This is a genomic window from Pontibacter kalidii, from assembly GCF_026278245.1.
Classification (GTDB): Bacteria; Bacteroidota; Bacteroidia; order Cytophagales; family Hymenobacteraceae; genus Pontibacter; species Pontibacter kalidii.
On sequence record NZ_CP111079.1, the window covers coordinates 3,277,565 to 3,304,422 of the forward strand.

A 26,858-nucleotide genomic window follows, 5' to 3' on the forward strand; every position below is an offset into this window, starting at 1 on the left:
TACTTTATGAATTCTGTTGTTTTGTTTTTCTGATAGCTGCCAGGGCGGTCTGCACCCCATCGAAGATGCGCTCCGCGTCGCGCTTAAACCTGCTCTCCGGGTAGGTGTCCACAAAAGCCTGGAAGTAATCCAGCGCCACGTCGTAGCGCTCTTCCTGCTTGCCCGGTACGCTTTCCTGTGCGAAGCGGTACTGTGCGTCGAGTCTCAGGAAAGCTGCTTCCTCGGCAAACGGGGAAGAGGCGTGCTCCTGCAGGAAAATATTCAGGGCTACCGCTGCTGAGCGCCAGTAGCGCAATTTATAGTACAGTCGGGCCTGGTTAAAGTCTTTTCGGTCGAGTTTGGTGTACAGCTCTTCCAGCACCTTGTTGGCTCGCTCCGCGCGCTCGCTGTTCGGGTAGCGCACCAAAAACTCCTCGTACGCCTCGATGGCGGTTATGGTTGGCGTCTGGTCCTCCTCGTAGCTCGGCGACTGCTCGTAGAGCGACTGTGCCTGCAGGAACATGGCCTCCTCGGCATACGGGCTGCGTGGGTAGGTGGTGTAGAAGTTGCGGAAGTACGCATCGCTCAGGATGTAGTTGCCCTGCAGGAAGTGCGCCTTGGCGCGGTAAAACTGGGCTTTTTCCGCCTCCTCGGTACCCGCCATCAGGTCGGTTACCTGGTCCAGCAGCTGCGAGGCGCGGTAATACTCCTCCTGCTCATAATACTCCAGTGCAGCCTTATACTTCTTGCTGACGTCGTTGCTTTTCAGCAATTGCTGAAAGTTACTACAGCCGGTGGCCAGCAGCAACAGGCAAAACAGTGCGATACTATGGAAAAAGCCTATCTTCATGAACGGGCAAAATTATAGAATATCCATTTGATTTACAAAAGAGATTCGGCCAGGAGGGCAGCTTTCTTCACTACTGCCTGTTTTTCTTAGGTCTGCCCGCTTTATTCCGGCTGCCGGCTTTGGTTGTGGCCTTCACGGCAGGCGCTTTCACAGCTGGTTTTGCGCTGGTTTGCACCTTAGGCAAAGGCGCCTTCAGCAGCACCTGCTCCTTGGTGGGCCGCAACTCCGCCATCCAGTTAAAGCCCTCCAGCTGCTGTGCTCCCTCCTCCAGCTCATGCGGCGGCACAAAGCTGGCGTCCGGCTGTACCAGAAACGATATTCGCTTCAGTTTATTTTCCGCAAACATCAAGGTCATGTCGCTGCAGATGGCTTTGTTCATACCTGTCAGCACCGAGTCGCCCTCCAAGGCAAAGTATAAACTCTCACCGTTGCCGTTCACATTCACCCGTCTTATGTCTCCATCTACAAAGTATGCGGTCATATCGCGGCCCTTTACCTGGTTGTAGTTCTGCAGCGTATCCTCCGAAGCGATAAAGGAGTTGCTGTACATGTACATGCGGTCGATAGTCTTGTTGCGCAGCTGGACGTGGATGGTATCGGCCACCATCTGGCTTTCCTCGCTCCAGAGCACCGGGTTCACGTTTAGGTGCATAACAGAGTCGGTGCGGTTGTAGCTCAGCGAGTCGGCCTTGCCCTGCAGGTCCGATTTAAAGATCTTTACATTCGGGTAAGCATAGATCATACTTGCCGTTCTGGCTCCCCTGGGTTCCTGCGAGTAGAGCGTATCGGCAGACAAAAACAGCGTATCGCCCTCCATTACGGTTTCCATCAGTGCGTTGCCGTATACCTTGGCCTCGCCCCTATCGCGCCAGTAGCGGCCAATGGCACCGCGTATGATCACGTCGTCCTTCAGCGCGCGCAGCGACACGTTTTGCTGGGCATAGCCATAGCCGGTATTCTGGTCATAGAATAGCTTATCGCCACCCAGGCGGTACTCATCGGTCAGGATGTAGGCGTTGCGCCCGAAGTTCGAGACTTTGGTAATGGTGTTGTAAGTGCCCTCCTCGGCATACAGATCGCCCTGCTCGCCATCGATAAAGGTTGGCCCCTGAAAATACACCACCTTCGTAAGGGTGTTGTAGCGCATGTTCTGCGCCTTGATGTTGTAATCAGCGGTTCTAACTTTTACATCCTGCTGAAAATCGAACATCTTCGTTTGTGTGTTGTAGGAGCCCCGGCGGCTTTCGAGGCGGTTTTCCGGATCCACGATCACGCCGCCCTCGGTGTAGGTGGCGGTGCGAGAGTTCAGGTTATAGTCCAGGCTGGGCGTGGTGAGTGTCATACGCGGGTCGCGCATCACCACATTGCCAATAATCTTTGCGGTGCGGGTGTCGCCGTTGTAGGTGGCGGTGTTGCCGGTGATATTCACGGTATCGGCCTGGTTAATGCGCACATTGCCAAAAGCCTCCAGCACATTCTTTTCTTTATACTGATAAACAGAGTCAGCGTAAAGTGTACCATCTTTCTGCTTAAAGATCACGTTGCCGATGAGCTTATCGATGCGCTGGCCGTTAAAGGTACCGCCGATCAGGCTGTCGGCCTGCTGCAGGTCTACGGGCACTTTCTCTCCCTGACCCTGTCTTGGGCGCTGCTGTGCCGGCTGCGGCGGGGTCTGCTGCTGCAGCACAGGCCGTGGCGGTGTAGGCTGCCCTTGCCGCCCGTTCTGCCCGAAAACGGTGAACGCAATCAGGGTAAAGACAAGAGAAAAGAGTAATTTTGTGTGGTTCATTTAAATCTCAGACAAAGAACTAAAGACATGATGCAAAGGATTCCGGTTCTTTTGTCCTTTGCCTAACAGTCTTTCGTCTATTTTATACTTCAAAAGTAGAAAAAATTTACCGTCCGCTGCTTTATGCTACAGAAAGTTTCAGGTTATATACAAGCCCATGGCCTTTGCGGGCCAACAGATAAAATTTTAGCGGCCGTTAGCGGCGGCATCGACTCGGTGGTGCTCTGCGAGGTGCTGCACCAGCTCAAGTATGATTTTGCCGTGGCACACTGTAACTTCGGGCTGCGCGCCGAGGACGCCGAGGCCGACCAGCTATTCGTCAAAAAGCTGGCCAAAAAGTATGATGTACCCTTCTTCACCGAAAACTTTGACACCCGCGCCTTTGCCGAGCAGGAGAAACTCTCTACCCAAATGGCTGCCCGCACGCTGCGCTACGCGTGGTTTGAGCAGGTAAGGCAACAGGAAGGTTACGACTACATCGCCACAGCCCACCACAGTAACGACCTGACCGAGACCATATTGCTGCACCTGACCAAAGGCACCGGCATTGCCGGTTTGCACGGCATCCCGCCAAAAAACGGGTACATCATCCGCCCCATGCTTTCGGTTACCAAGGATGATATTTACGAATACGTGACGGAGCGCAAGCTCATCTGGCGCGAGGACAGCTCCAACGAGACCACCAAATACCAGCGCAACAAGATCCGCCACGAGGTGATTCCGGTGCTCAAGGAGATAAACCCCAGCCTGGAGGAGACGATGCAGCACACGGCCGAGCGCGTGAGCCATGCCGAAAGTATCGTGGCCGCCTACATCGAGAACCTGCGCGAGCAAAGTATAAAGGAGGCGGAGCAAGCCAGGTATGTTTCGTTGAAGCCGCTGCAGAACGCCACGGGCCTGCCGGTGGTGCTGCACGAGCTGCTGCGCCCCTTCAACTTCAGCTACAGCGTGGTGCTGGAGCTGGTGGAGGCATTGGAGGGTATCTCCGGCAAACAGTTCGACTCGCCAACCCATACCCTGGTAAAAGACCGCGACCAGCTCGTGATCACGCCGCGCAACCTGAGCAGCTTCGGCAGCATCCTTATTAACGAGGGCGATACGGAGGCCGAGGCCGGCAACGTGCATTTTTCGATAAAGTATGTGGATGCCGACAAGTATAAACTCAACACGAAGCCGCACGTAGCCGCCCTGGACGCCGATCTACTCAAGTTCCCGCTGAAGCTGCGCAGCTGGCAGGAAGGCGACTGGTTTGTGCCGCTGGGCATGAACGGCAAGAAAAAAATCAGTGATTTTTTAATAGACAAGAAAGTACCCGCCAACCTGAAAGGACAGACCCTGGTACTAGTATCCGACCAATCCATCGCCTGGGTGGTGGGCCAGCGCCTGGACAACCGCTTTAAAGTAAGCGATAAAACCGAGCGGGTGGTGGAGATTTCTCTGAAACGACACACGTAGCACGTAGCAGGTATCACGACGCCTTCAGAGAGTACTTTGTCAATTAAAAAAGTCGAGCTACGTGTGTCGTGATACTTGATACGAAAACGAAGTTTTTACAATAGATTTTCCTAATTTTACAGGAGTTAACCGAATCTCAAACTATAATAAAACTATATCCGACCATGAAAGTAACCGTAGTTGGAGCAGGTAACGTTGGGGCCACGTGCGCCGATGTGCTAGCTTACCGCGAAATCGCGAACGAAGTAGTACTAGTGGATATTAAAGAAGGTTTTGCCGAAGGCAAGGCACTCGATATCTGGCAGAAAGCGCCAATCAACCTTTACGACACGCGCACTGTAGGCGTAACAAACGATTACAGCAAGACCGCCGGTTCTGACGTGGTGGTGATTACATCGGGCCTTCCAAGAAAGCCAGGCATGACCCGCGACGACCTGATCTCTACCAACGCCGGTATCGTGCAGTCGGTAACGGAGAACATTGTAAAGCACTCTCCGGATGCGATCATCATCGTGGTTTCTAACCCACTGGACGTGATGACGTATGCGGCGCACATTACTTCTAAGCTGCCACGCACCCGCGTGATGGGTATGGCCGGCATCCTGGACACGGCGCGTTACCGTGCGTTCTTGGCTGAGGCGCTAAATGTATCTCCAAAAGACATCCAGGCGGTGCTGATGGGTGGCCACGGCGACACGATGGTTCCGCTTCCGCGCTACACGACAGTGGGCGGTATCCCGGTAACAGAGCTGATCGACGAGGAGACATTGAATGCTATTGTAGACCGCACCAAGAACGGTGGCGGCGAGCTGGTGAAACTGATGGGTACTTCTGCCTGGTATGCGCCGGGTTCAGCAGCTGCCCAAATGGTGGAGGCTATCGTGCGCGACCAGCGCCGTGTGTTCCCGGTTTGCGTGAAGCTGGAAGGTGAGTACGGCATTGACGGCGTGTACCTGGGCGTGCCGGTAATCCTGGGCAAGAACGGTATCGAGAAGATCATCGAGCTGCAGCTGAACGAAGACGAGAAGCAACTGCTGGAGACTTCCCGTGGCCACGTAAAAGAGGTAATGGAGGCGCTGGATAACATCAACGCTAGCAAAGCTTAAGTATAAAAGTATACTTATTGATACTGAAAGCGCCGCTTCCGGAAAGGAGCGGCGCTTTTGTTTTTATGCCTCACTGCATGTGCAGTTAAAGCAGTTCTTTCCTGCCCTAGCTATACTTTATACTTCGGTTTAGCTTTAATATTTGCTGAGTTTATACTTCTGTACTTGCTGAGTATGCAGGAAACACTCGCTCATCCTATTTTGTCATCCTGAAAGGATCTTGTGAGCACGTTGCCTCAGCCTCGACACTAGGGAAAGAAGGTTGCTGTCTATACTTGAGTTATACTTTGGCTATACTTCCATAGCTTCCGCTTCCCGCAACTTGACACAAGCTTTACCAACCGCTGGCGCGGGTTTGCAACTAGTGCATGATGTCGGGTTTGTGACCTGACTGGCTCGCAGAGCCATGCTTATACTTGAGTTACACTTTATACTTCTCTGGCGCAAGCGTCCGCTTGTGCCTCTCTTAGCCCCGGCTTCCCGCAACTGGAACCAAGCTATCCTTCCTAGCTGCCGTCCATCCACGGCTTAACAACCAACTTGTTGCATCTCATACTTTGGAGCTCTCAAGCCCGAGAGGGCTCGTCCTTTGGTATCGCGCTGGGAGCTTTTCCTTTGCTCCTGCGTCGCAATGCCTCACTCGCGTTCGTCACCGGAAAAACTCGCATAGGCGCTCAACCCAAGGACTGGGTATCATTCGATAGCCTTGGCTGATGCAGCTTGAACCGTGTCCCCCTTGGAAGGGGGCAGGGGGATGATAACCGTCTTCTGGACAAGGATCAGGTTTGGAGTTGCTACATTTGAGTGGACAGGTGAAGTAGTAAGTATAACACCCTCTCCTGTTTTTAGGACAAGGTGTGTGGCAAGTATAATTCCCCTCCCCGGAGGGGTTAGGGGTGGGTTTATACTTGTAGGGATAGGTCGCGACCTGTCCGCTTCCGGCAGCAACTATGAAACTTATACTTTGGATAAAGCAATGACAGGCTCCCCTCCTTGGACTACCGAGAACGAGAGTTCGAAGGTAGCGAGCGCAGCTCTGAGGGGTAGGGGTGGTTGGACCCGGCACTGCAGAAAATTTTCTCACATCTTAAAACCTGAATCCCACCGAGAAGTACGGCAGTACCCCGTCTTCTGAAAATCCGACTACCCCGTGCAGAAGTATGAGCTCTGCCGGGAGTACGTAAATGCCACCGCCGTAGCCGTGGTGCAAACCGCCGCCGTCATCGCCCCTGTCTGACCACACGCGGCCTACGTCGTTAAAGCCGATCAGGCCGAAAGTGCCCGGAAATAGAAAGGACGTGAAGTCGAACAGCTTGAGGCGCAGCTCCAGGTTGTGGAAGGCCATCTGCTCGCCGGCGAAGCGATAGTTGCGGTAGCCGCGCAGGTTGTCGGAGCCGCCCAGGTATAGCAGCTGGAAAAAAGCCGGGTCGCCGTAGGTGGTGCCGCCGCCAACACGGTTGGCCATCACCAGCCTCTCGCTCAGCTTAAAGTAGAAACCCAGCTCCGACTGCAACTGCCCATACTCCTCCTTCTCATCGTTTAACTGGCCCAGTCCGCGTAGGCGAGTGCTCCAGTATACTCCGCTGGAAGGCTGCACCGCATCATTTCGCGTATCCAGGGTAAATCCGCCCACCAGGCCACCGTAATACTTGCTCTCGAACAGGTTCTCCTCCGGGTTTTCTGCCTGGTACAGGTTGATGAAGCGCCCCTCATTGTCATCTGACTGCATGCTGAAGAACTGACCTGTCACACCACCATATACCTGGAACCGCGGGGTAAGCTGACGCCGCAATACCACCTGCGACTCTATAAAGTCGTAGCGGGTACGATAGTAGCGGATAGGTTTGCTGCCGGTGTCGATGAACTCGGTGTTGTTGCCCACGCCAAAGAAGTTGTTGGTGTTGTTCGGGGCATTGGCATCCAGCGTCACGCCCAGGTCAAACTTACCGATCAGGTGCGGAAAATCGCCTTCGTAATTACCAAAAAAGGCATTGGTAGCCAGGGCGTGCCCTACCATCAATTTGTGCTGTGCCGCATAGGGCTCCTTCCGGAAACCGTGCTTGGTATACTTAAAGCCCAGCCCCAGCAAAATGCCATCGTCCAGATTATAGCCCGCGGTGGCCAGCGGCATCAGCTGGTTATACTTAAAGCTGCGCGGGTCGTAGTGGTTCACGATGGTGTCGGTGGAGGTGCGGATCTTGGCCATACTTTTAGCCGGAAGTATATTTTCCTCGTCTGAGCGGTCGTAGATCAGCAGCTTACCGCTGTTACGGAAGTTGTTGGCGATGTTGAACGCATCGGCGCTGCCCCCTCCTATCAGGCGCACTTTTATACTTGATTTGCCGCTGCCCTGCACCGTGAACACATCCTCATCGCCACGGCCATACAGCCGCAGCTCGTCCGTGACCTCCGGGGTAAAGGTGCGGTCCATCAGCAGGCGGTCGCGGGTGCTGTCTTTCTTTATCTTGTATACTTTCAGGTTGATGTCGCCGCCCGGCAGGTAATCCAGCACAAACTCCTCATGCTTGTCTGAGCCGGGCACATCCACCGCTTTCGACAGGAAACGGTAGTACGTAAGCGCCTGCTCCATCAGATTGTTGCGGCGGGCCTTCATGATGCGGGCTATCTCGGGGCCGCTCTGCTCGTAAATAGGCTGCGGCATGCGGCGCACGGCCTCATCAATCAACCTATCTGTCAGCTGTTGCTGCACATAGCGCACCTCCTCGCGCCATACCTCCTCGCTGAGTTGGTTCATGAACATGCGGTCGAAGTAGCGGGCATTAAAGTTAAAGCCCTCTATGCCGCGTATCTCCTCGTCGAAGCCCTGAAACTTGGGCATAATCCATTTCCTGGACCCTATCTTGGGGATTACGCCCTCGTTCTTAAAGAAAATCTGGTCCCGGTCGCGCGGGATAGGGTCGTAGATCTTGCCAACTTCATCCTCCAGGTCACGCCAGCGCCATTGGTCCTCGTGGCGGTCCCAGTCGCCTACCACGATATCGAGCAGCCTGGCCCGCAGCACGGCGTGCTGGTTCACGCGGTCGTCGTTATCCTCTTTCAGTTTCTCCAGCACCTTCTCGGTATTGTCGGTGTCCACGCCGTGCCGGACTGGCTCCCGCTCCTCCAGCAAGTATACGGCATTGGCATAGGCGGCCAGGGAGTCGGCCTGCAAGGCAGGGTCGTCGGGCAGGTACACGATCTCGGGGTTGGTGTGCAGCACGTTCAGGGCCTCCGCCAGGGGCGGCACTACCAGTGCGCCAAAAGGGTGCGAGGCCGAAATCTGGTCCTGCACAATATCTTTGGCCACAGTTTCGCGCAGATTCTCGGGCAGGGCCTTTTCCGGGTCTTTCTGCACCGTGCGCAGCGCCCACTCCCTGCCGGTGGCGTCCTGCAGGCGCAACGACTTGGTCTGCTGCCCGCCGCCGCGCTGCAGTATCTTCATGCCGCCCTGTTCCTCGCTCAGCCTTAAAACCCGCATCTTAACGGGCGTGGCCCAAAGCCCGCGGTAATTATCGCCGAACCAGAAGCGGTGGCGCTTGCTCACGTCGTTATAATCCGGGGCGATGGCTATGGTTATACTATCCTGTGGTGGTGAGGTGATTTGTGCCGATGCCGCGTGGGTGCCCAGCCAACAGCCGAGCAGCAGCCCTATAAAATTGCACTTGGTTATACTTCTTGTCATAAAGTCTGTGTGATTGCAGTTTATACTTACCTGCCGCCATAGGGTTTTACCTCAGGCCGCTGCAGCTACTGCCATCATACTTTAAGCACCTCATACTTTGCTACTTGCTACGTATAGGCATAACCAAAAGCGGCACCTCTTGGGAGAGGTGCCGCTTTTGTTAGCTAGTCTTTCTGGCTTGCCTGGAAGAGCTTTTGCTTTTCTTCCTTGGAGAGGCTCTCGTAGCCGGAGCTGGAAATCTTGTCGAGGATCCGATCTATCTCGCTCTGGTCGGGGCTAATGGGGCCGTTGCTGCTACTGCTCCTGCCGTTGGGCTTGGCCCTGCCACCGGTAAAGCTGCTGTGCGTTACCTTCAGTTTTGGCTTGCGCTTGAACAGGTTCGCAAAAAAATCGAGGACAGCCAGCACGGGTCGGCCCATGTCGTTGCCGCGCTGCAGCTGCTTTACAAACAGCCACCCTATAAAGGCGCCGCCCAGGTGGGCAATGTTGCCGCCGGCGTTGTCGCTACTAGCTCGAGCAAAATACCAAGATAACAGAACAATTGCAGCAGCAATGTACTTAATCCTAACAGGACCAATTAGGAGCAAATTGAAAGTATAATTAGGTAACAGCGTAGCTGCAGCTACTACTACTGCAAGCACACTAGCTGATGCTCCAATTAATTGGGAGTTAGCACTTTTCTCAGCGAAACCTGGGAGCAAATTGTACATTGCAATATAAAGCAAACCTCCTGCTATGCCACCAAGCACATAAAGACTCAACAACCTTCTGGTTCCTAAATATTCAGTCACTAACATTCCAAACCAATACAGATTCAGCATATTAAAGAGTATATGCAGAAATCCTTCGTGAGTAAAGAAATACGTGATTAAAGTCCAAGGTTTCGTAAGAAACTCAATTGGCTCGGATGGCAATGAAAGATAATAAACTACTAGCTTCTCTACCCATCCATATCCTATCCAGCTTAATGGCGTACCAATTATCAGGAAAACCAGAAAAACCATCACGTTGATGAGGATGAGCTGCTTGAGCGTGTTGTTGGGCTGCCGGAAAGCGTTTTTTATATCGTCGGTTATACTCATTATGCCTTAGAAGTTACGGTAATCGTTGCGCTGCCACATTCTTACCAGTATATACGCGAACAGCATGCCGCCGAGGTGCGCAAAGTGTGCTACGTTATCGCCGGGCACCCGGTTAAAGCCGGCATACAATTCGTACCCCCCGTAGAGCAGCACGAAGTACTTGGCCTTTATGGGGATGGGCAGGAAGATGAGGAACAGCTCCAGGTTCGGGAACAACAGGCCAAAGGCCATCAGGATACCGAAAACGGCCCCGGAGGCACCCAGCATCGGGCTGTTGAACACCTGGCCGAACACATAACGCACCGCTTCCTTGCTTTCTTCTATGTAGGTCGGGTTGTCGGGATTGCGGCGGAACTCCACGGCAAACTCGGTGTTGTAGCGGCCGTTGTAGTGTTCCTCCATGTAGTTATAGAACGCCATCGGCTCCGGGTTCACCATGTAGGTGGCTGTTTCGCTCTCCAGGCCGTTGAGCTCATAGGCCCGCACACCGGAGTATAAAAAGCTGGCTCCCAGGCCTGTTATCAGGTAGAAAGCCAGGAAGCGCTGCGGCCCCCAGAACCGCTCCAGCATTGGCCCGAAGATGAAAAGGCTGAACATGTTGCTGAACAGGTGTGACCAGCCGCCATGCATGAACATGTGGGTGAACAGCTGGATGGGGCGGAACAACTCGGAACCAAAATAGTGCAGGGCAAACGTTTCCAGACTGATCACGCCGTTGATCTGCAACAGGAAAACAACCACGTTGATGATCAGGAGGTTCCTGACCATAGGGGTGATATTGAACATGCGTTTTTTTCTTTTTGGAAGTATAAGCTCCGTGCTTGAGACCCGAGCCTATACTTTGGATCAGTAGTAGTGTTGTGTTTCCTGTCAAAAAACCAGAACCAACAATTTAACAATTCAGCAGTTAAAATCAGTTTTTCAGGAAAAGATCGTGCAGCTGGCTTAGCTCCATGATCACGAGCGTTTTCTGGCCGCCGGGCGTATAGTTCGGCACCTGGCACGCAAAAAGCCTGTCTACGAGCGAATTCATTTCCAGGTCGCTCATGCGTGCCAGCAGGCGCGCCGACAGCCGTTTGGCCATGGCGCGAGCCAGGTTCTCCCTTTTATCAAGCTTTAACGTAGCAGAATTGTTTTTGTACTGCTCAATCAGCTCCTCCAGCAACTCTTTTTCGTCGGCGGCCAGCACATCGGCCGGTATGCCATTCAGGATGATGGTATTGCCGCCGAAGTCCTCAAACTGGAAGCCCATGTCCTTAAACTCCGCCGCCAGCTCCTTTATCAGCACGGCATCGGCCGGCGAAAGCTCCACCGTTTGCGGGAACAGCAGCGCCTGCGAGGCCCCGGTCTTCTTCTGCAGCGAGGCCATGTACTTCTCGTAGAGGATGCGCTCCTGCGCCGCCTGCTGGTCTATCACCATCATCCCCGATTTTACCTGCACCAGCAGGTATTTCTGGTGTATCTGGATGGCTTTCTTAGCAGAGGCAGGCGCTGTGTCCGGGGCAGCGAAGGCATTGCTCAACAGGCCGGTTTCTAAAGTGCCCATACTTGCGCGCTCCTCCTGCTGCACGTCTTTCATCGGCTCATACAGCTGCTCCCATCCCTTGGAAACGGCGCGCTTGGTGGTGGCCGGCGGCGTAAAGCCCGGAAAGGAAGTACTCCCGCCACTGCCAGAGGTATTCCGCTCCGGCTCATACTCGCTGTTAAAGCCCCCCTGCAAACGGATGGGCTGCAGCGGCGCGTAATTCACGTCCTGCTCAAAATCCAGCGAGGGAGCAATGTTATAGGCGCCGAGGGCGCGCTTCACGGCCGCATGCACAATGGCGTACACCGTTTTCTCGTCCTCAAACTTGATCTCTGTCTTGGTGGGGTGCACGTTGATGTCGATCTTCTCCGGGTCGATCTCGATGAAGAGCACGTAGAACGGGTGGTTCTCCTTGGCCACCAATCCCTCAAAAGCCGTCATCACGGCATGGTTCAGGTAGCCGCTCTTCACAAAGCGGTTGTTCACGAAGAAGAACTGCTCACCGCGCGTTTTCTTGGCGTGCTCCGGCTTGCCAATGTAGCCTTTCACCACCAGAAAGCCCGTGTCCTCCTCGCAGTAGGCCATCTGGTTTTTGTAGGTGCTGCCCAGTATACTTACAATCCGCTGGCTCAGCTTGGTGGCGGGCAGGTTAAACACCTCCAGTTCGTTGTGGTGCAGCGAGAAGGCGATATCCGGGTAGGCCAGGGCCACTCGCTGGAACTCCTCCAGGATGTGGCGCATCTCCACCGCGTTGGATTTAAGAAAGTTACGGCGGGCCGGTACGTTGTAAAAGAGGTTCTTGACGGCGATGGAAGTGCCCTCCGGCGTAACCACCGGCTCCTGCGCCACCACTTCGGAGCCTTCTATCAGCAGCCTGGTACCCGTTTCGGCCCCGACTGGCTTTGTTCTGAGCTCTACCTGCGCCACTGCCCCGATAGAGGCCATGGCCTCGCCCCGGAAGCCCATGGTGCGGATGCGGAACAGGTCGTCGGTGGTGCGGATTTTGGAGGTGGCGTGGCGCTCAAAGCACATGCGGGCGTCGGTCTCGGTCATGCCTACCCCATTGTCCACCACCTGCACCAGCTGCTTACCTGCCTCCTTCACGATCAGCTGGATGCTGGAGGCCTGCGCGTCGATGGCGTTCTCCAGCAGTTCCTTCACCACGGAGGCAGGGCGTTGCACCACCTCGCCAGCCGCAATCTGGTTGGCAAGGAAATCAGGCAGTAAATGTATGATATCGGGCATCCGCTTTTCTAACTCCTTCTAACTATATAGTTTATCTTTATTGAAATAAGGCCGGTTCTGCCATTGTGGCCAAATATTTGCTCATTCTTATTTGTAAATACAGAACTATTTCAGCGAAAAATATATTATAAATTTACAGACAGCTTCTACATCAGGGGCTGAAGTTCTGCTAACGGTTTCGCTCTCCTTTTCGTCTGAAAAAGTATGGCAAACCAATATATCAAAGCCGGGGCTGGTGGCGTTAGCACTTTGAAGACTACCCCATAGTGCCACTTTAGCTGCAGATAGGTTGCAAGGGCCTCCTTCTACTTATCAGGCCAGTCAGCAAAAAAAGCCGCCAAACAAGCTGAAATTGTCTGTAATTCTGAGCCGCCTTGTGCAAAATTAGGCTTAATTTTGACTTGTTCCAATAATTAAATAGTAGCGTAGGATGTTGAAGAATTTTAGTGTAGGTGTGTTGATTCTTGTTTTTCTCGTCATGGGTCCCCTGATGTCGTTTAACCCGTCAGAGGAGATTATCGTGAGCACCCGGGAACAGCAATGGGTCGACAGCGTGCTTACCTCGCTTACCCCTGCGCAACGGATTGGCCAGCTGTTTATGGTGGCCGCCTACTCCAACAAAGACCAGAACCACGTCAGCCACATCGACTCCCTGGTGAGCCAGTACAACATTGGCGGCCTGATGTTTATGCAGGGCGGGCCCAAGCGCCAGGCCATTCTTACCAACCGTTTCCAGGGGCAGGCCAAGGTGCCACTGCTGGTGGCCATGGATGCCGAGTGGGGCCTGAACATGCGCCTGGACAGCAGCATGCACTTTGCCCGCCAGATGACGCTGGGCGCCATGCACGACGACCGCTACGTGTACCTGATGGCCCGCGAGATAGCCCTGAAGATGAAGCGTCTGGGCGTGAACGTGAGCTTCTCGCCGGTGCTGGACGTGAACAACAATGCCAACAACCCCGTGATCGGCACCCGCTCCTTCGGAGAGTCCAAGGAAACCGTGAGCCGCTATGGCGTGGCCTATATCCGCGGCCTGCAGGACCACGGCGTGATGGCGGTGGCAAAGCACTTCCCTGGCCACGGCGACACCGACACCGACTCCCATTACAACCTGCCCATCCTGCAGCACGACATGAAGCGCCTGACGGAGGTAGAATTATACCCGTTTAAGCAGTCGTTCGATGCCGGCGTGATGGGCGTGATGGTGGCGCACTTATACTTGCCCAACGTGGACTCCACCAAGAATCAGGCAGCCACCTTGTCCAAGCCTATCGTGACGGGCCTTTTGAAGGAGAAAATGAAGTATAAAGGCCTGGTGTTCACCGATGCCCTGAACATGCAGGGCGTGAGCCGCTACCACAAGCCGGGCGAGCTGGATCTGAAGGCCCTGATGGCCGGCAACGATGTACTGTTGTTCCCGGAGGATGTGCCCACAGCGGTGGAAAAGATCACGAAGGCAGTTAAGAAAGGACAGATCACGCAGGCGGAGATAGACCAGCGCGTGCGCAAGATCCTGCACGCCAAATACTGGGCCGGCCTGAACAAGTATAAGCCCGTAAAGCTGGAGAATCTGGAGCAGGATATCGATCGGCCTGCCAGCCGCGTGGTGCAGGAGCAACTCTACGAGCATGCCGTAACGGTGGTGGAGAACGAAAAGAACCTGCTCCCGTTCCGTAACCTGGATACGTTAAGTATAGCCTCTGTGGCTGTGGGCGCCTCCGTGAACAACACCTTCCAGGAGACGATGGCCAACTACGCGCCTGTCAACCGCTTCACTATCCCGGACCGCTACGCCCCGGACTCTGCCTTTACCAACATCATCCCGCAGCTGGCGGATAACGATGTGGTGGTGGTGAGCATCCACGGAATGAACAGCACACCCGCCAAGAACTATGGCATCGGCACAGGCACCCTGGCCTTTATCCAGTACCTGCGCGAGCGCACCGATAAGAAAGTGGTGGTAGCCGTGATGGGCAACGCCTATAGCCTGAAACTTTTTGAAGCCAACAAGTGGCTGGTGGCCGGTTACGAGGATAACCCGATCGCACAATCGTTGGTGCCGCAGGTGCTGTTCGGTGCCCGAGCCGCCCAGGGCAAGCTGCCGATTTCTGCCTCTGCCAAGTATACGGCCGGCACCGGCCTGCCCACCGCTACCCTGGGCCGCCTGAAGTATGGGGTGCCGGAGAGCGTGGGCATGGATTCCAAAACCCTGGCCCAGATCGACAACATTGCCACGGAGGCCGTTGCCTATGCTGCCACGCCAGGTATGCAGGTGCTGGTGGTAAAGGATGGCACCGTTATCTACAACAAAGCTTACGGCCACTATACCTACGACGCCGTGAAGCCGGTGACCAAGAACACCATTTACGACATCGCCTCTATCACCAAGGTGGCTGCCACGCTGCAGGCGATCATGTTTTTGAAGGATCAGGGCAAGATCAGCCTGGATGAAAAGCTGGGCACGTACCTGCCGGAGGTGAATGGCACAAACAAGGAGAACCTGGTGATCCGTGATATCCTGGCGCACCAGGCCGGTCTGAAGCCGGGTATCCCGACCTGGCAGAAGACCATTGACAACCGCAAGCTGAAGGAAACCTTCTACGCCAGCACCCAGAACGACACGTACATGAACGAGGTGATTCCGGGGGTATACTCTATTAACTCTATGGAGGACTCCCTGTGGGCCTGGACAGTGAAAACACCGCTGATGCCGAAGCATAAAACGGGCACTTACGACTATGCCTACAGCGACCTTGGCTTCTACATCATGAAGCGCCTGGCCGAAACCATGCTCAACCAGCCACTGGAGGAGTTCATGGACCAGAACTTCTATGCCCCGCTTGGCCTGAGCACCCTGACCTACACGCCGCTGCTCAAGCACCCGCGCGAGATCATCGCCCCGACAGAGGATGACAACTACTTCCGCAAGAACCTGATCCGGGGTACGGTGCACGACCAGGGAGCCGCTATGATGGGTGGTGTGGGCGGCCACGCCGGGCTGTTCTCGAACGCCAACGACCTAGCCATCCTGATGCAGATGAACATGAACAACGGCAACTACGGCGGGCACAAGTACTATACTAATGAGGTGGTGTCGGAGTTTGCGGCAAGGCAGTTTGAGAGCAGCCGCCGCGGCCTGGGCTGGGATAAGCCTGCGCCGGACGGCAACGGCCCTACCTCCAGCCTGGCCTCGCCAAGCACCTTCGGCCACACCGGCTTTACCGGTACCGCCGCCTGGACAGACCCCGGGAACAAGCTGATCTACATCTTCTTGTCTAACCGCGTGTACCCTGATGCCAGCAATAACAAGCTGGTAAAGTATAACATCCGCACCCGGATACACGATGTGATCTACAAGGCCATGGTGCCCAAAACGTAAAATCATTTAAGTACTTTCGCAGGTGCAGCAACAAAATGGGGCTGCACTTGTTTTTTTGCCATACATCCCCAACTATGAGAATTGGTATAGTCTGTTACCCGACCTTTGGCGGCAGCGGCGTGGTAGCCACTGAACTTGGCAAGGCCCTGGCCCTGATGGGGCACCAGGTACACTTCATCACGTATAGCCAGCCTGCCCGCCTCGATACCTTCAACGAGAATCTTTTCTACCACGAAGTATATATCCCCACCTACCCCCTGTTTCAGTATCCGCCCTATGAGCTGGCCCTGGCCAGTAAAATGGTAGACATCGTCCGTTTCGAGAAGCTGGACGTGCTGCACGTGCATTACGCCATCCCGCATGCCTCAGCCGCCTATATGGCCAAGCAGATCCTGCGCACCAAGGGCATCAACATACCGGTGATCACAACATTGCATGGCACGGACATTACGCTGGTGGGCAAGGACGCCTCCTTTGAGCCGGTCGTAACGTTCAGCATAAACCAATCGGATGGGGTGACGGCGGTATCGGACAGCCTCCGCGCCGAAACCTATGACTTCTTTCAGATAGAGAAAGACATTGAGGTGATCCCCAACTTTATAGACTTGGAGAAGTTCAGGCGCCAGAAGAAAGAACACTTCCGTTTGGCCATAGCGCCCAACAATGAGAAGCTGCTGGTGCATACCTCTAACTTCCGGGGCGTGAAGCGCGTGGAGGATGTGATCCGGATCTTTGCGAAGGTACACGAGAAGATACCAAGCCGGTTACTGATGGTAGGAGACGGACCGGAGCGCCCGAAAATGGAAAAGCTGTGCCGCGAGCTGCAGATTTACCAGGATGTGCGCTTTCTGGGTAAACTGGAGGCCGTGGAAGAAGTGCTTTCCATCTCCGACCTGTTTTTAATGCCCTCCGAAAAGGAAAGCTTTGGCCTGGCCGCCCTGGAGGCCATGTCGTGCGAGGTGCCGGTTATCTCCTCCAACGCCGGGGGCATACCCGAGCTCAACATCAACGGCGTAACGGGGTTTGTGAGCCCGGTTGGCGCGGTGGATGAGATGGTGCAGAACGCCCTTTACATACTCGACGATGAGCACCTGCCGCAGTTTAAGGCCAATGCCCTGCAACGCGCCATGGACTTTGATATTCAGAAGATCGTGCCGCTGTATGAGGAGTTTTACCAGCGTATTATCAAAGAACAATTAGCCCTGTTGTAACCGACAGTTCACAGAAGTATAACATCAAAAAGAACCGGCCTGCTGCTGCACGGCCGGTTCTTTTTTTATACCTTACAAGCTCAAGTCTTTAGGAACCATACCTTAACATGAGCAAGGACAAGTACTTCATCATTGATTTCGACAGCACCTTTACGCAGGTAGAGGCCTTGGATGAACTGGGCGCTATCTCACTACAAAACCACCCGGAGCGCGAAAAGCTGCTCGACCAGGTAAAGCAGATCACCGACAGCGCCATGGCCGGCCAAAGTTCTTTTTCTGAAGGGCTGACACAGCGCCTCAGCCTGCTGCAGGCACACCAGCGCCACCTGCCGCAACTCATCGGCATACTTAAAGAGAAAGTATCGGACTCGGTGCGCCGCAACCGCGAATTCCTGCAGGAGTACGCCGATCAGATCTACATCATCTCCAGCGGCTTCAAAGAGTTTATCACCCCGATCGTAACAGAATACGGCATTAAGGAGGAGAACGTGTATGCCAACACGTTTAAGGTAGATGAGCTGGGCAACCTGACCGGCTTCGACGAGCAGAACCCACTGAGCCTGGACAAGGGCAAGATAAAACTGCTGGAGCAGCTGGCGCTTCCGGGCGATGTGTACGTGCTGGGCGACGGCTACACCGATTATGAGATAAAAGAGGCCGGTCTGGCCAATAAATTCTACGCCTTTACCGAAAACATAGCCCGCGAGAGCGTGGTGGCTAAGGCAGAGCACATTGCTCCCAGCCTGGACGAATTCCTGTATCAAAATAAATTACCGATGGCAATATCTTACCCTAAAAACCGCATCAGTGTGCTGCTGCTCGAAAATGTTCACCCGCAGGCCGTGGAGCTGTTCCGCCACGAAGGCTACCAGGTAGAAACCGTAAACGGTGCCCTGAGCGAGGAGGAGCTATGTGAGAAGATAAAGAACGTTTCCATACTTGGCATCCGGAGCAAAACACAGGTTACACGCAGGGTACTGGAGCATGCCAACCGCCTGATGTGCGTGGGGGCCTTCTGCATTGGCACCAACCAGATAGACCTGGATGCCTGCCTGGAGGCCGGCATTACGGTATTTAACGCTCCCTACAGCAATACCCGCAGTGTGGTGGAGCTGGCGCTGGGCGAGATCATCATGCTGAGCCGCGGTGTGGTAGACAAGAGCAACCTGATGCACCAGGGCAAGTGGGATAAATCGGCCAAGGGCAGCTTTGAGGTACGCGACAAGAAGCTGGGCATTGTAGGATATGGCAACATCGGTGCACAGCTCTCGGTGCTGGCAGAGGCCATGGGCATGGAAGTATACTATTACGATGTGATAGAGAAGCTGCAGCTGGGCAACGCCCGCAAGGTAAACTCCCTGCACGAATTGCTGGAGAAGGTCGACATCGTGACCCTGCACGTGGATGGCCGCCCGGAGAACAAAAACATGTTTGGCGCAGCGGAGTTTGCCGCCATGAAGGACGGTGCTATTTTCCTGAACCTGAGCCGTGGACATGTGGTGGACATTGAGGCGCTGGTGCAAAGTATAAAATCGGGCAAAATAAGAGGAGCGGGAGTGGATGTGTTTCCCGAGGAACCTGCCACCAACAACGATCCGTTTGAAAGTGAGCTCTGCGGTTTGCCCAACGTTATACTTACCCCGCACGTGGGCGGGAGCACCTCTGAGGCGCAGGAGAACATCGCCAACTTCGTGCCCAACCGCATCATGGATTATATCAACTCTGGTAACACCTATGGCAGCGTGAACTTCCCGAACCTGCAGCTGCCGGAACTGAAGAACGCGCACCGCCTCATCCACATTCACGCCAACGTGCCGGGTGTGTTGGCCAATATCAACCAGGTGCTCGCCAAGAACCAGGTCAACATCCTGGGCCAGTACCTGAAAACGAACGAGCGCGTGGGCTACGTGATCACCGACATCGACAAGGCTTACGACAAGCAGGTGGTCAGCGATATGAGACAGGTGCCGCACACCATCAAGTTCCGCATACTTTATTAAGATATCTTGGTGTAAGAACTTATCACTCTGAAGCACAAGCAGACGCTTGCGCCAGGATTAGATAGTATTTTGATTCAATTGTCCATGAACAACAAAGTATACTTTACCCCCGGCCCATCGGAGCTGTACCCTACGGTGCCACAGCACATGCAGGAGGCGATGGCGCAGAAAATCGGTAGCATCTCGCACCGCAGCAAGCAATTCCAGGAGATCTACGCCAGTGCCGAAAGCGGCCTGCGCGAGCTGCTGCAGTTGCCGGATGAGTATGAGGTGTTTTTTGTATCGTCGGCCACCGAGATCTGGGAGCGGGCCATACAGAATAATGTGCAGCGGGAGAGCTTCCACCTGGTGAATGGCTCCTTCTCAAAACGATTTTACGAAACCGCAAAAGAACTGGGCCGTGAGGCACAACTGCATGAGGTGCCGTTCGGGCAGGGCTTTGATGTGGAAAGTATAAACGTGCCCGAGACGGCGGAATTGGTGGCGCTCATCCAAAACGAGACCAGCTCAGGTGCCTGCATGCCGGTAGAAGACATCAACCGGTTCCGGGAGAAAGCTTCGGCTGATACGCTTATTTACGTGGATGCGGTATCCTCCCTTCCCTATCCCGCCTTCGATTATACGTTGGTAGACTCGGTATACTTTTCGGTGCAGAAGTGTTTTGGCCTGCCCGCCGGCCTGGGCGTGTGGCTGGCCAACGACCGCTGCATGGCCAAAGCCCGCGAGTTGCAGGAGAGCGGCCTGTCTGTCGGCTCCTACCATACCTTGCCCGCACTCCTGGAGAAAGCCTTGTTGAGCCAAACGGTGGAGACACCAAATGTGCTGAACATCTACCTGCTCGGTAAGGTACTGGAGGACATGAACCGCAAGGGTGTGGCCACCATCCGCCAGGAAACAGAGGCCAAGGCAGCCCAGATTTATACTTTCCTGGAACAGAGCAAAGTCTTTTCACCAGCCGTGGAAAATCTGCAGCAACGCTCCAAAACCACCATCGTGGCCAACACCAGCATACCTGCTTCCGAGGTGAATAAGCACTTAGCGAAGTATGATTTGCAGGTCGGCAGCGGCTACGGCAAGTATAAAGAGAGCCAGATCAGGATCGCCAACTTCCCGGCCCATAGCCCGGAGCAGGTGGCGAGGCTGCTGGAGAAACTGAAGGAGGTAGAAAAGTTAGGGAGTTAGGGAGTTAGGGAGTTAGGGAGTTAGGGAGTTAGAGAGTTGGGGAGTTGGGGAGTTGGGGAGTTGGGGAGTTGGGGAGTTGGGGAGTTGGGGAGTTGGGGAGTTAACTCTTCTGAAATATAAATGAGAGCGGCTGGCACTACTTATAGTGCCAGCCGCTCTCATTTATATTTTGTCGTTTCCCTGCCGCAAGTTTAGCATTAGCGTAACTGGTGGCTACGTATGGCAGCAGTTTTTAAACTGCTTTGCTTTGAAAAAGCAAGGAAGCCGAGGCGCTGGCTATACGTTATACTTTGATGACAGCCGAAGTATACATTGTTGTTGATAACACCGCCAATGGCGGAAAATTATATCCCAGCACTACCCATAACTACATCAGCCATACTTTATACTTTGGCAAAGTATAAAGTATGGCTATCCTGCTAAAATGTACTTCCAACCTCGCAGCAAGCTTAAAGCTTACATGAAGTATAACCTGGCACATTGGTGCTAAGCCTACAGCAGATCAGGATGAAGCAACTCCTAAACTCTCTAACTTTTCTAGCTGCCAAACGTTTGCCTAACCTCCTGTTTCACCAGGTTAATGGCCTGCGCGGTGGGGTCCTGCTCGTTTACCAGTACGGTTTCCAGCACACGCTTGGCCAGGTCGGTGCCACGGGCGGCTTCGGGTAGTTCCTGGTAGGTTTTGTTGATGAGCTTCACCACATCCTCGCGGGCTTGGTTTACCTGCTGCCAAGCCTTCTCGCTCATATACACCTGCTGCGACATGTTATGGTTAAACTCATTCCTGATCTCAGAAAGCAGCAGGCGGTGGTACTCGGCCGCCGATTGCCCGGCCGGACTTACGCGCAGCAGCAGGTTGCTTGGCGTAATGCGCTCGAGCAGCAGCACTACGCGCTCATAAGCCTGCAACCGTATCGGGGTGATGATCTCGGAGTTCCGGCTATCCTTCTGCAGCGCGCGCTCTGCCCGCAGGCGGTCTTCGCGCTCGTAGTGCTTCTGCAGCAAGAAGTATAATCCTCCTACCAGCACGAGGGCAGGCAGGGCAAGTTTCACCAATTCTATCAGTAAAGCGAAAAAGTTGACCATGTTCTCTGTTTTTGAAGGTATAAATATCGCAAAAAATTAATTCTGCGGGCATGAATCATTTCATGGCTTTGCCTGTTTACTAAGTACAATGTAGCGCCGGCAAGCATTTTTATAGAATATTGCGTAAGTTTGTGGCTACAAATAAAGACATTCATACTATGGCAACAGAAACTAAAACTGCACCTATAACCCTGACAGAAAAAGCCTTGCAAGAGGTTAAAAATATATTGAAGGAGAAGAACGTACCAGCTGAGTATGGCCTGCGCATAGGTGTGCAGGGCGGTGGCTGCTCTGGGCTTTCGTACCTGCTGGGCTTCGACAAGCCGAAAGATTCTGATGAGACGTTTGAGCTGGACGGCGTAACGCTGATCATGGACAAGAAGCACGGCATGTACGTAATGGGCATGGAGGTTGATTTCCAGGATGGCCTGAACGCCCGTGGCTTTACCTTCAACAACCCACAGGCTAGCAGCACTTGCGGCTGCGGAAGCTCTTTCTCCGCTTAATTAAGAAAACCTTCTTTCTCTTAGATAGACAAAGCCCGGCCTCACCTGCCGGGCTTTGTTATTGTAGGCTATAGTAGAACTTCGGCTTCTGCTGGCGCGCGTTTACAACTCGTGTCCTGCTATGGTGTCGGGTCTCTGACTCGACTGACTTGCAGAGCCATAGTTTTATACTTGCCAGTTTATACTTCATAGCTCCTGCTGGCGCAAGCGTCCGCTTGTGCCTCTATTAGCCGCTGCTTCCTACAACCTGAACCAAGCTATACTTAGTAGCCGCCGCTGATCCACGGCTTTACAACCTGCTCATTTCATTTATACTTTCTGCTCTCAAGCCCGAGAGGGCTCGTCCTTTGGCATCGCGCGGTGTACATTTCCTTTGCTTGACCTGCGGTCTCTGCAATTTCGCTAAAGCGAAACCGGAAATCTACAAGGCGCTCAACCCAAGGACTGGGTATCATTTCGATAGCCGCCGCTGACGGAGCTTGAACCAAGTCCCCCTTTGAAGGGGGTAGGGGGATGATGACCGACTGCTGATTCCCCTCCTGGGAGGGGCCAGGGGTGGGTTTATACTTGTAGGGACAGGTCGCAACCTGTCCGCGCGATACTAGCTACAATGAAACTTATACTTCAGCAGCAGCAACTACACAGCTCCCTCTCCTGTATTTAGGAGAGGGTTGGGGAGAGGTGAAAAGGGCAGGCAACCTTATATAACTCTTTAACTCAAAACGTTCTCGTCATACTTTCCGGCACCACAAGTATAAAGTCAGCCTTGTTTTTATGCTCATCGGATAGGTCCTCCAGGTTGGTCTGAAGCACGGTGGTGATGGTGCGGGTTTTTACCTGTGGCCGGAGCTGCCTGAGGTACCAGCCAATGCCCTCAAAGTTATCGGAGTGGTAAGCGCCGTTGAGGTGCAGCACCTGCCTCCCCTGCTCTACCTGCCCAAGTATAAAATGCGCCATGGTGGCATCCTTCAGCGCCTGCGCCTGCACAATGTTTATACTTTTGGTGTTGCCGTGCGTGTTGCCGCCGAACATTGCCATCATCCCCTTATACCCCGGAAGCTCCATATCCAGCGCAATCGGCAGCGGGGCAATATACTTCCTGGCCTCCTGTGAGATGCCTTCTAACGCGGCCAGGCTACCACCGGAAACCATGGCTGCGTAGCGGCGCGGCACGTTGGTGGCGATAAAGGGGATGCGCTGCTCTTTGGCCAGGCGCACCACCGGCCTGTAGTCGGTGGCGTAGTTTGGCCACGGCCTTGCCTCCTGCTCAAAGTTCTTTTCCGGCGCCTGCCCCGCCAGGTACTCATCCAGCACCAACTGCACATCGGCCTCAAACATCTCAGCGCCAATAGCGAATTTCTGAGGGCGCTCCCGGTGCAAGTCTTTGGCCACCTCCAGCTGCAGCCAATGCGCGATCGGGTCGTTGTGCTGCTCGCCAAAAAGTATAACCTCCGCCTCCTGCAGTTCCTTCAGCATTTTGCCGTAGTGTATACTTTTACCCTCCGCCGTGAACAGGCGGTAAGCAGGCTTATCCTTTTTCTGCGCCATGGCTACTGTGGTTATCGCTATCAAAAGAAGTGTCAGGAATTTATACTTCATTGCCTTATAAATCTGATTTTATACTTCAAGATAATAAAAATAGCCGGCACCTGAGGCACCGGCTATCGCTATACTTTATACTTAGTCTCTTAGATCAAAGCTATTATTCGAAGTTAATCCGTACTTCTGGCAACTCCTCCTTAGGGTCGAAAATGACACCCGCTTCAGCTGCATATTCTTCTATGGTTGTTGTAAAACCAACTGCCTTTCTACGCCTATTCACGTTTTCTACATCGTCAATCGGCCAGATAGCATGCCTTGCATCCTCTCGTATAAAATTGACTGCCTGTGTGCCGTATAGCTGCTTTTCACCTTTCCACATCAGCAACCTGTCACGCATTTTAGCGGCATCTGTACCGCTTGCCTCCCCCTGCTTGGCCATCTCCTCCATCTGTGGCAGGTACTTCTCTATTGTCGCTGTGTTGGAGTGCTGCACCACATAAAAAACTGCATCAGCCGCTTTCTCTCCTATTCTGCTCTTTGGCAACCACCCATACTTCTCAAGTATAGGCAATACCTTCGTCTGATTAGTAGAGTCTATTTGCCGCATTTTATGGATATAGGCCCTTTGGGCACTAGGGTCAGCATTGATAGAATCCCAATCCACATCTCGCACCCCTTGGTCATGATCGTATATCTCCTCCAACTCCTGTTGCAGCAACGTATAATCCGGTTGCTCTTCTTTAACAGTTGAGGCAGCATTGTTATCTGCCTTATTCTGGCATCCAGCCAGGAGCAGCAGAAGGATAACCGGTACGATCGTTTTCATACGCTGTTTAAATTGGGAAGCAATTACCAAAAGTCTTGTGTCTTATGTCCTGATACTTGTGTCGGAGGATTTACACCCTATAAAACAGCCATTTCGACAGCTCCTTGTAGTTTACTTTTTTGCCATACATCAGGATGCCCACGCGGTAGATGCGGCTGGCGATCCAGGTGGTGAACACGAACCCGGCCACCAGCAGGCCCATTGAGAGCAGCAGCTCCCAGGCAGGCACGCCAAAGGGTACACGCACCATCATCACGATCGGCGAGGTGAGCGGGATCATGGACATCCAGAAAGCCACTGGCCCGTCCGGGTTTTTGAGCACGATGGAGTACGACATGATGAAGGCAATGACCAGCGGAATAGTGATCGGCATCATGAATTGCTGCGTGTCCGTCTCGTTATCCACAGCGGCGCCAATGGCCCCGAACAAGGAGCCGTAGAGCAGGTAGCCACCCAGGAAGTAGAACAGGAAGCATCCGAAAATAAGCGCCACCGGGAGGTTGGCAAAGCTGGATTTGATGTCGCTGAAGGTGCTGGCAAACTCATCCTGGCCCTGCGGGTTCTCCATAGCGGTAGGGTCTTGAGCTGTTACCTCCCCACCCTGCGCGGCCATCTGCCCTGCCGCATACTGCGCCGCCGGTGATGGCGCGGCATCCACGCCAAAGGCAGCCGAAACGGCCGTTACCGCTATAAACGAAAGGACGATCCAGAGCAGGAACTGCGTCAGGCCCACGGCGGCTATCCCAACGATCTTGCCCATCATCAGCTGAAACGGCTTCACCGAGGAGATCATCACCTCCACGATGCGACTGGTCTTCTCCTCTATCACCCCGCGCATGATCTGCACGCCGTACAGGAAAATAAAGAAGTAAATGATCACAGCGCCAACCACGCCGGCAATAGAGGTAATGATGGCGTTGTTGTCTTTTTCGCCCTGCGCGCTCAGGTTAACTGCCGTGAGCTTTACGTCGGCTTTTATCTTATCCAGTGTCTCGCGGTCGAGGCCGGAGGCGAGGTAGCGCTGGTTCTCAATCTCCTTCTCCAGCATGTTCTCCAGGCGCACCTGCGTTTGTATGCTGATGTTCTTCTTGCCGTACACCACAAACCCCTTGGGGTCTTCTATGGTCATCTCCGGGACGTAAAGCAGCGCCGTGTTGTCTGTTTCCTGGTATAGCAGCTTGGCCTGGTCCAGCGATCCGGCCAACGGAATAAAGGTGATGTCCTCCTTATTCTCCAGCTTGCCCTGGAAAAGGCCGCTCTCGTCCAGCACCATCACCGTCTCCGCCTCATCCGACATACCAATGAGCAGGCCCGGCAAAATCATGAAGGTGGCCAGCAGCAGCGGCGTGAGCAACGTCATGATGATAAAGCTCTTTTTGCGCACGCGCGTCAGGTACTCGCGTTGTATGATCAGCCAGATTTTATGCATGGTGGGTTTCCTTTACTTTTCGGATGAAGATTTCGTTTATACTTGGCACCAGCTCCACAAAGGAGTGCACCTCCACGCGCTGGATCAGGTAGCGCAGCAAGTCGTTGGGCGAAGTGTCGTTCAGCAGCCTCACGTTGGCCCTGAAAATGCCGTGGTTGTCGTGCTGCTCGAGCACCTCAAAATCAGGCGAGGTGATCATCAGGTGGCCGTTGCCTATAATTTGGTAGGTGTCGGTTTTATAGGCATCCTTTATCTCCTTCACGGGCCCGTCCAGCACTTTCTGTGCCCGGTTGATCAGGGCAATGTTATCGCAGAGCTCCTCCACCGACTCCATGCGGTGCGTGGAGAAAATGATCGTGGCGCCACGCTCGCGAAGGCTCAGGATCTCGTCTTTTATCAGGTTGGCGTTGATGGGGTCGAAGCCGGAGAAAGGCTCGTCGAGGATGATCAGCGAAGGCTCGTGCAGCACCGTAGCGATAAACTGCACCTTCTGCTGCATCCCCTTGGAGAGGTCCTCAATGTGCTTGCCCAGCCACTCGCGTATCTCAAAACGGTCTACCCAGGCTTTGATGCGGGCGGTTGCCTCCTCTTTGCTCAGTCCTTTGAGTTGGGCCAGGTACAGCAGCTGCTCCCCCACCTTCATCTTCTTATACAGGCCGCGCTCCTCGGGCAGGTAGCCCATATCCTTGATGTGATTGGGTTTCAGGCGCTCGCCTTTAAAGTATATTTTGCCGCTGTCGGCGCCCGTAATCTGGGTAATGATGCGAATGAGCGATGTTTTGCCCGCACCGTTGGGACCAAGCAAGCCGAAAATGCAGCCCTGCGGAATTTCGAAGCTCACGTTGTCGAGGGCAGTGTGGTTGGCGTAGGTTTTAGTCACGCCATCAATCTTCAGAATACTCAAGGGTGTTTGGATTTAGTTTATTCAAATATAACTATAAAGCTGTAGAATATAGCTGATACACGATGCTTAATCGACAAAGC

Annotated in this window: 18 protein-coding genes; 7 read left to right on the top strand and 11 right to left on the bottom strand. The window is 53.9% G+C overall.

The annotated features are described in order from the left end of the window. Positions 1-4 precede the first annotated feature (4 nt). The gene (locus tag OH144_RS13705; RefSeq protein ID WP_266202810.1) at positions 5-829 is read right to left on the bottom strand and encodes an outer membrane protein assembly factor BamD; all 825 of its coding nucleotides are present in this window, start codon (positions 827-829) and stop codon (positions 5-7) included. Between the two features lie 70 nt (positions 830-899). After that, positions 900-2,618, bottom strand: a complete 1,719-nt coding sequence (locus OH144_RS13710; protein ID WP_266202811.1) for an OstA-like protein — start codon at positions 2,616-2,618, stop codon at positions 900-902. Positions 2,619-2,741: 123 nt separating this feature from the next. On the opposite strand from OH144_RS13710, the gene tilS reads away from it, so the two are divergent. Beyond that, positions 2,742-4,073, top strand: a complete 1,332-nt coding sequence (gene tilS, locus OH144_RS13715; protein ID WP_266202812.1) for a tRNA lysidine(34) synthetase TilS — start codon at positions 2,742-2,744, stop codon at positions 4,071-4,073. A 164-nt stretch (positions 4,074-4,237) separates the two neighbouring features. Further along, entirely contained in the window at positions 4,238-5,179 is a 942-nt protein-coding gene (gene mdh / locus OH144_RS13720; RefSeq protein ID WP_266202813.1) for a malate dehydrogenase, read from the top strand. Between the two features lie 1,087 nt (positions 5,180-6,266). On the opposite strand, the gene OH144_RS13725 is transcribed toward mdh, so the two are convergent. The 4 genes from OH144_RS13725 to mutL form a co-directional block, all read right to left on the bottom strand. Continuing rightward, entirely contained in the window at positions 6,267-8,861 is a 2,595-nt protein-coding gene (locus tag OH144_RS13725; protein ID WP_266202814.1) for a BamA/TamA family outer membrane protein, read from the bottom strand. Between the two features lie 164 nt (positions 8,862-9,025). Further along, positions 9,026-9,943, bottom strand: a complete 918-nt coding sequence (locus OH144_RS13730; protein WP_266202815.1) for a rhomboid family intramembrane serine protease — start codon at positions 9,941-9,943, stop codon at positions 9,026-9,028. Positions 9,944-9,949: 6 nt separating this feature from the next. Beyond that, the gene (locus OH144_RS13735; protein WP_266202816.1) at positions 9,950-10,711 is read right to left on the bottom strand and encodes a rhomboid family intramembrane serine protease; all 762 of its coding nucleotides are present in this window, start codon (positions 10,709-10,711) and stop codon (positions 9,950-9,952) included. A gap of 145 nt (positions 10,712-10,856) precedes the next feature. After that, positions 10,857-12,713, bottom strand: coding sequence for a DNA mismatch repair endonuclease MutL (gene mutL, locus OH144_RS13740; protein WP_266202817.1), 1,857 nt, complete (start codon positions 12,711-12,713; stop codon positions 10,857-10,859). A 430-nt stretch (positions 12,714-13,143) separates the two neighbouring features. Between mutL and OH144_RS13745 the strand changes: the two genes are divergently transcribed. From OH144_RS13745 to OH144_RS13760, 4 genes are all read left to right on the top strand, one after another. Beyond that, entirely contained in the window at positions 13,144-16,092 is a 2,949-nt protein-coding gene (locus OH144_RS13745) for a glycoside hydrolase family 3 N-terminal domain-containing protein (RefSeq protein ID WP_266202818.1), read from the top strand. A gap of 74 nt (positions 16,093-16,166) precedes the next feature. Continuing rightward, on the top strand, positions 16,167-17,303 hold the full coding sequence (gene bshA, locus OH144_RS13750; RefSeq protein WP_266202819.1) for an N-acetyl-alpha-D-glucosaminyl L-malate synthase BshA: 1,137 nt from the start codon (positions 16,167-16,169) through the stop codon (positions 17,301-17,303). Between the two features lie 107 nt (positions 17,304-17,410). Beyond that, entirely contained in the window at positions 17,411-19,303 is a 1,893-nt protein-coding gene (gene serA / locus OH144_RS13755; protein ID WP_266202820.1) for a phosphoglycerate dehydrogenase, read from the top strand. Positions 19,304-19,387: 84 nt separating this feature from the next. Further along, the gene (locus tag OH144_RS13760) at positions 19,388-20,485 is read left to right on the top strand and encodes an aminotransferase class V-fold PLP-dependent enzyme (RefSeq protein ID WP_266202821.1); all 1,098 of its coding nucleotides are present in this window, start codon (positions 19,388-19,390) and stop codon (positions 20,483-20,485) included. A gap of 537 nt (positions 20,486-21,022) precedes the next feature. On the opposite strand, the gene OH144_RS13765 is transcribed toward OH144_RS13760, so the two are convergent. Beyond that, positions 21,023-21,571 carry a DUF7935 family protein gene (locus OH144_RS13765; protein ID WP_266202822.1) on the bottom strand — a complete coding sequence of 183 codons (549 nt, stop codon included), beginning with the start codon at positions 21,569-21,571 and terminating at the stop codon, positions 21,023-21,025. Positions 21,572-21,729: 158 nt separating this feature from the next. Here OH144_RS13765 and OH144_RS13770 point away from each other — a divergent pair, with 158 nt between their 5' ends. Further along, positions 21,730-22,077: a HesB/IscA family protein gene (locus tag OH144_RS13770; protein ID WP_266202823.1), complete on the top strand. Its 348-nt coding sequence runs from the start codon at positions 21,730-21,732 to the stop codon at positions 22,075-22,077. A 717-nt stretch (positions 22,078-22,794) separates the two neighbouring features. Here the strand turns inward: OH144_RS13770 and OH144_RS13775 are convergent. The 4 genes from OH144_RS13775 to OH144_RS13790 all read right to left on the bottom strand — a co-directional run bounded on the left by OH144_RS13775 (position 22,795) and on the right by OH144_RS13790 (position 26,778). After that, positions 22,795-23,676 (bottom strand): ChaN family lipoprotein, encoded by an 882-nt coding sequence (locus OH144_RS13775; protein WP_266202825.1) that lies wholly within the window; start codon positions 23,674-23,676, stop codon positions 22,795-22,797. A 103-nt stretch (positions 23,677-23,779) separates the two neighbouring features. Beyond that, complete coding sequence (locus tag OH144_RS13780) at positions 23,780-24,445, bottom strand: DUF6624 domain-containing protein (protein WP_266202826.1); 666 nt, start codon at positions 24,443-24,445, stop codon at positions 23,780-23,782. A gap of 70 nt (positions 24,446-24,515) precedes the next feature. Further along, the gene (locus OH144_RS13785; protein WP_266202827.1) at positions 24,516-25,874 is read right to left on the bottom strand and encodes an ABC transporter permease; all 1,359 of its coding nucleotides are present in this window, start codon (positions 25,872-25,874) and stop codon (positions 24,516-24,518) included. Beyond that, positions 25,867-26,778: an ABC transporter ATP-binding protein gene (locus tag OH144_RS13790; RefSeq protein ID WP_266202828.1), complete on the bottom strand. Its 912-nt coding sequence runs from the start codon at positions 26,776-26,778 to the stop codon at positions 25,867-25,869. The genes OH144_RS13785 and OH144_RS13790 overlap by 8 nt, the downstream gene beginning before the upstream one ends. Positions 26,779-26,858 lie beyond the last annotated feature (80 nt).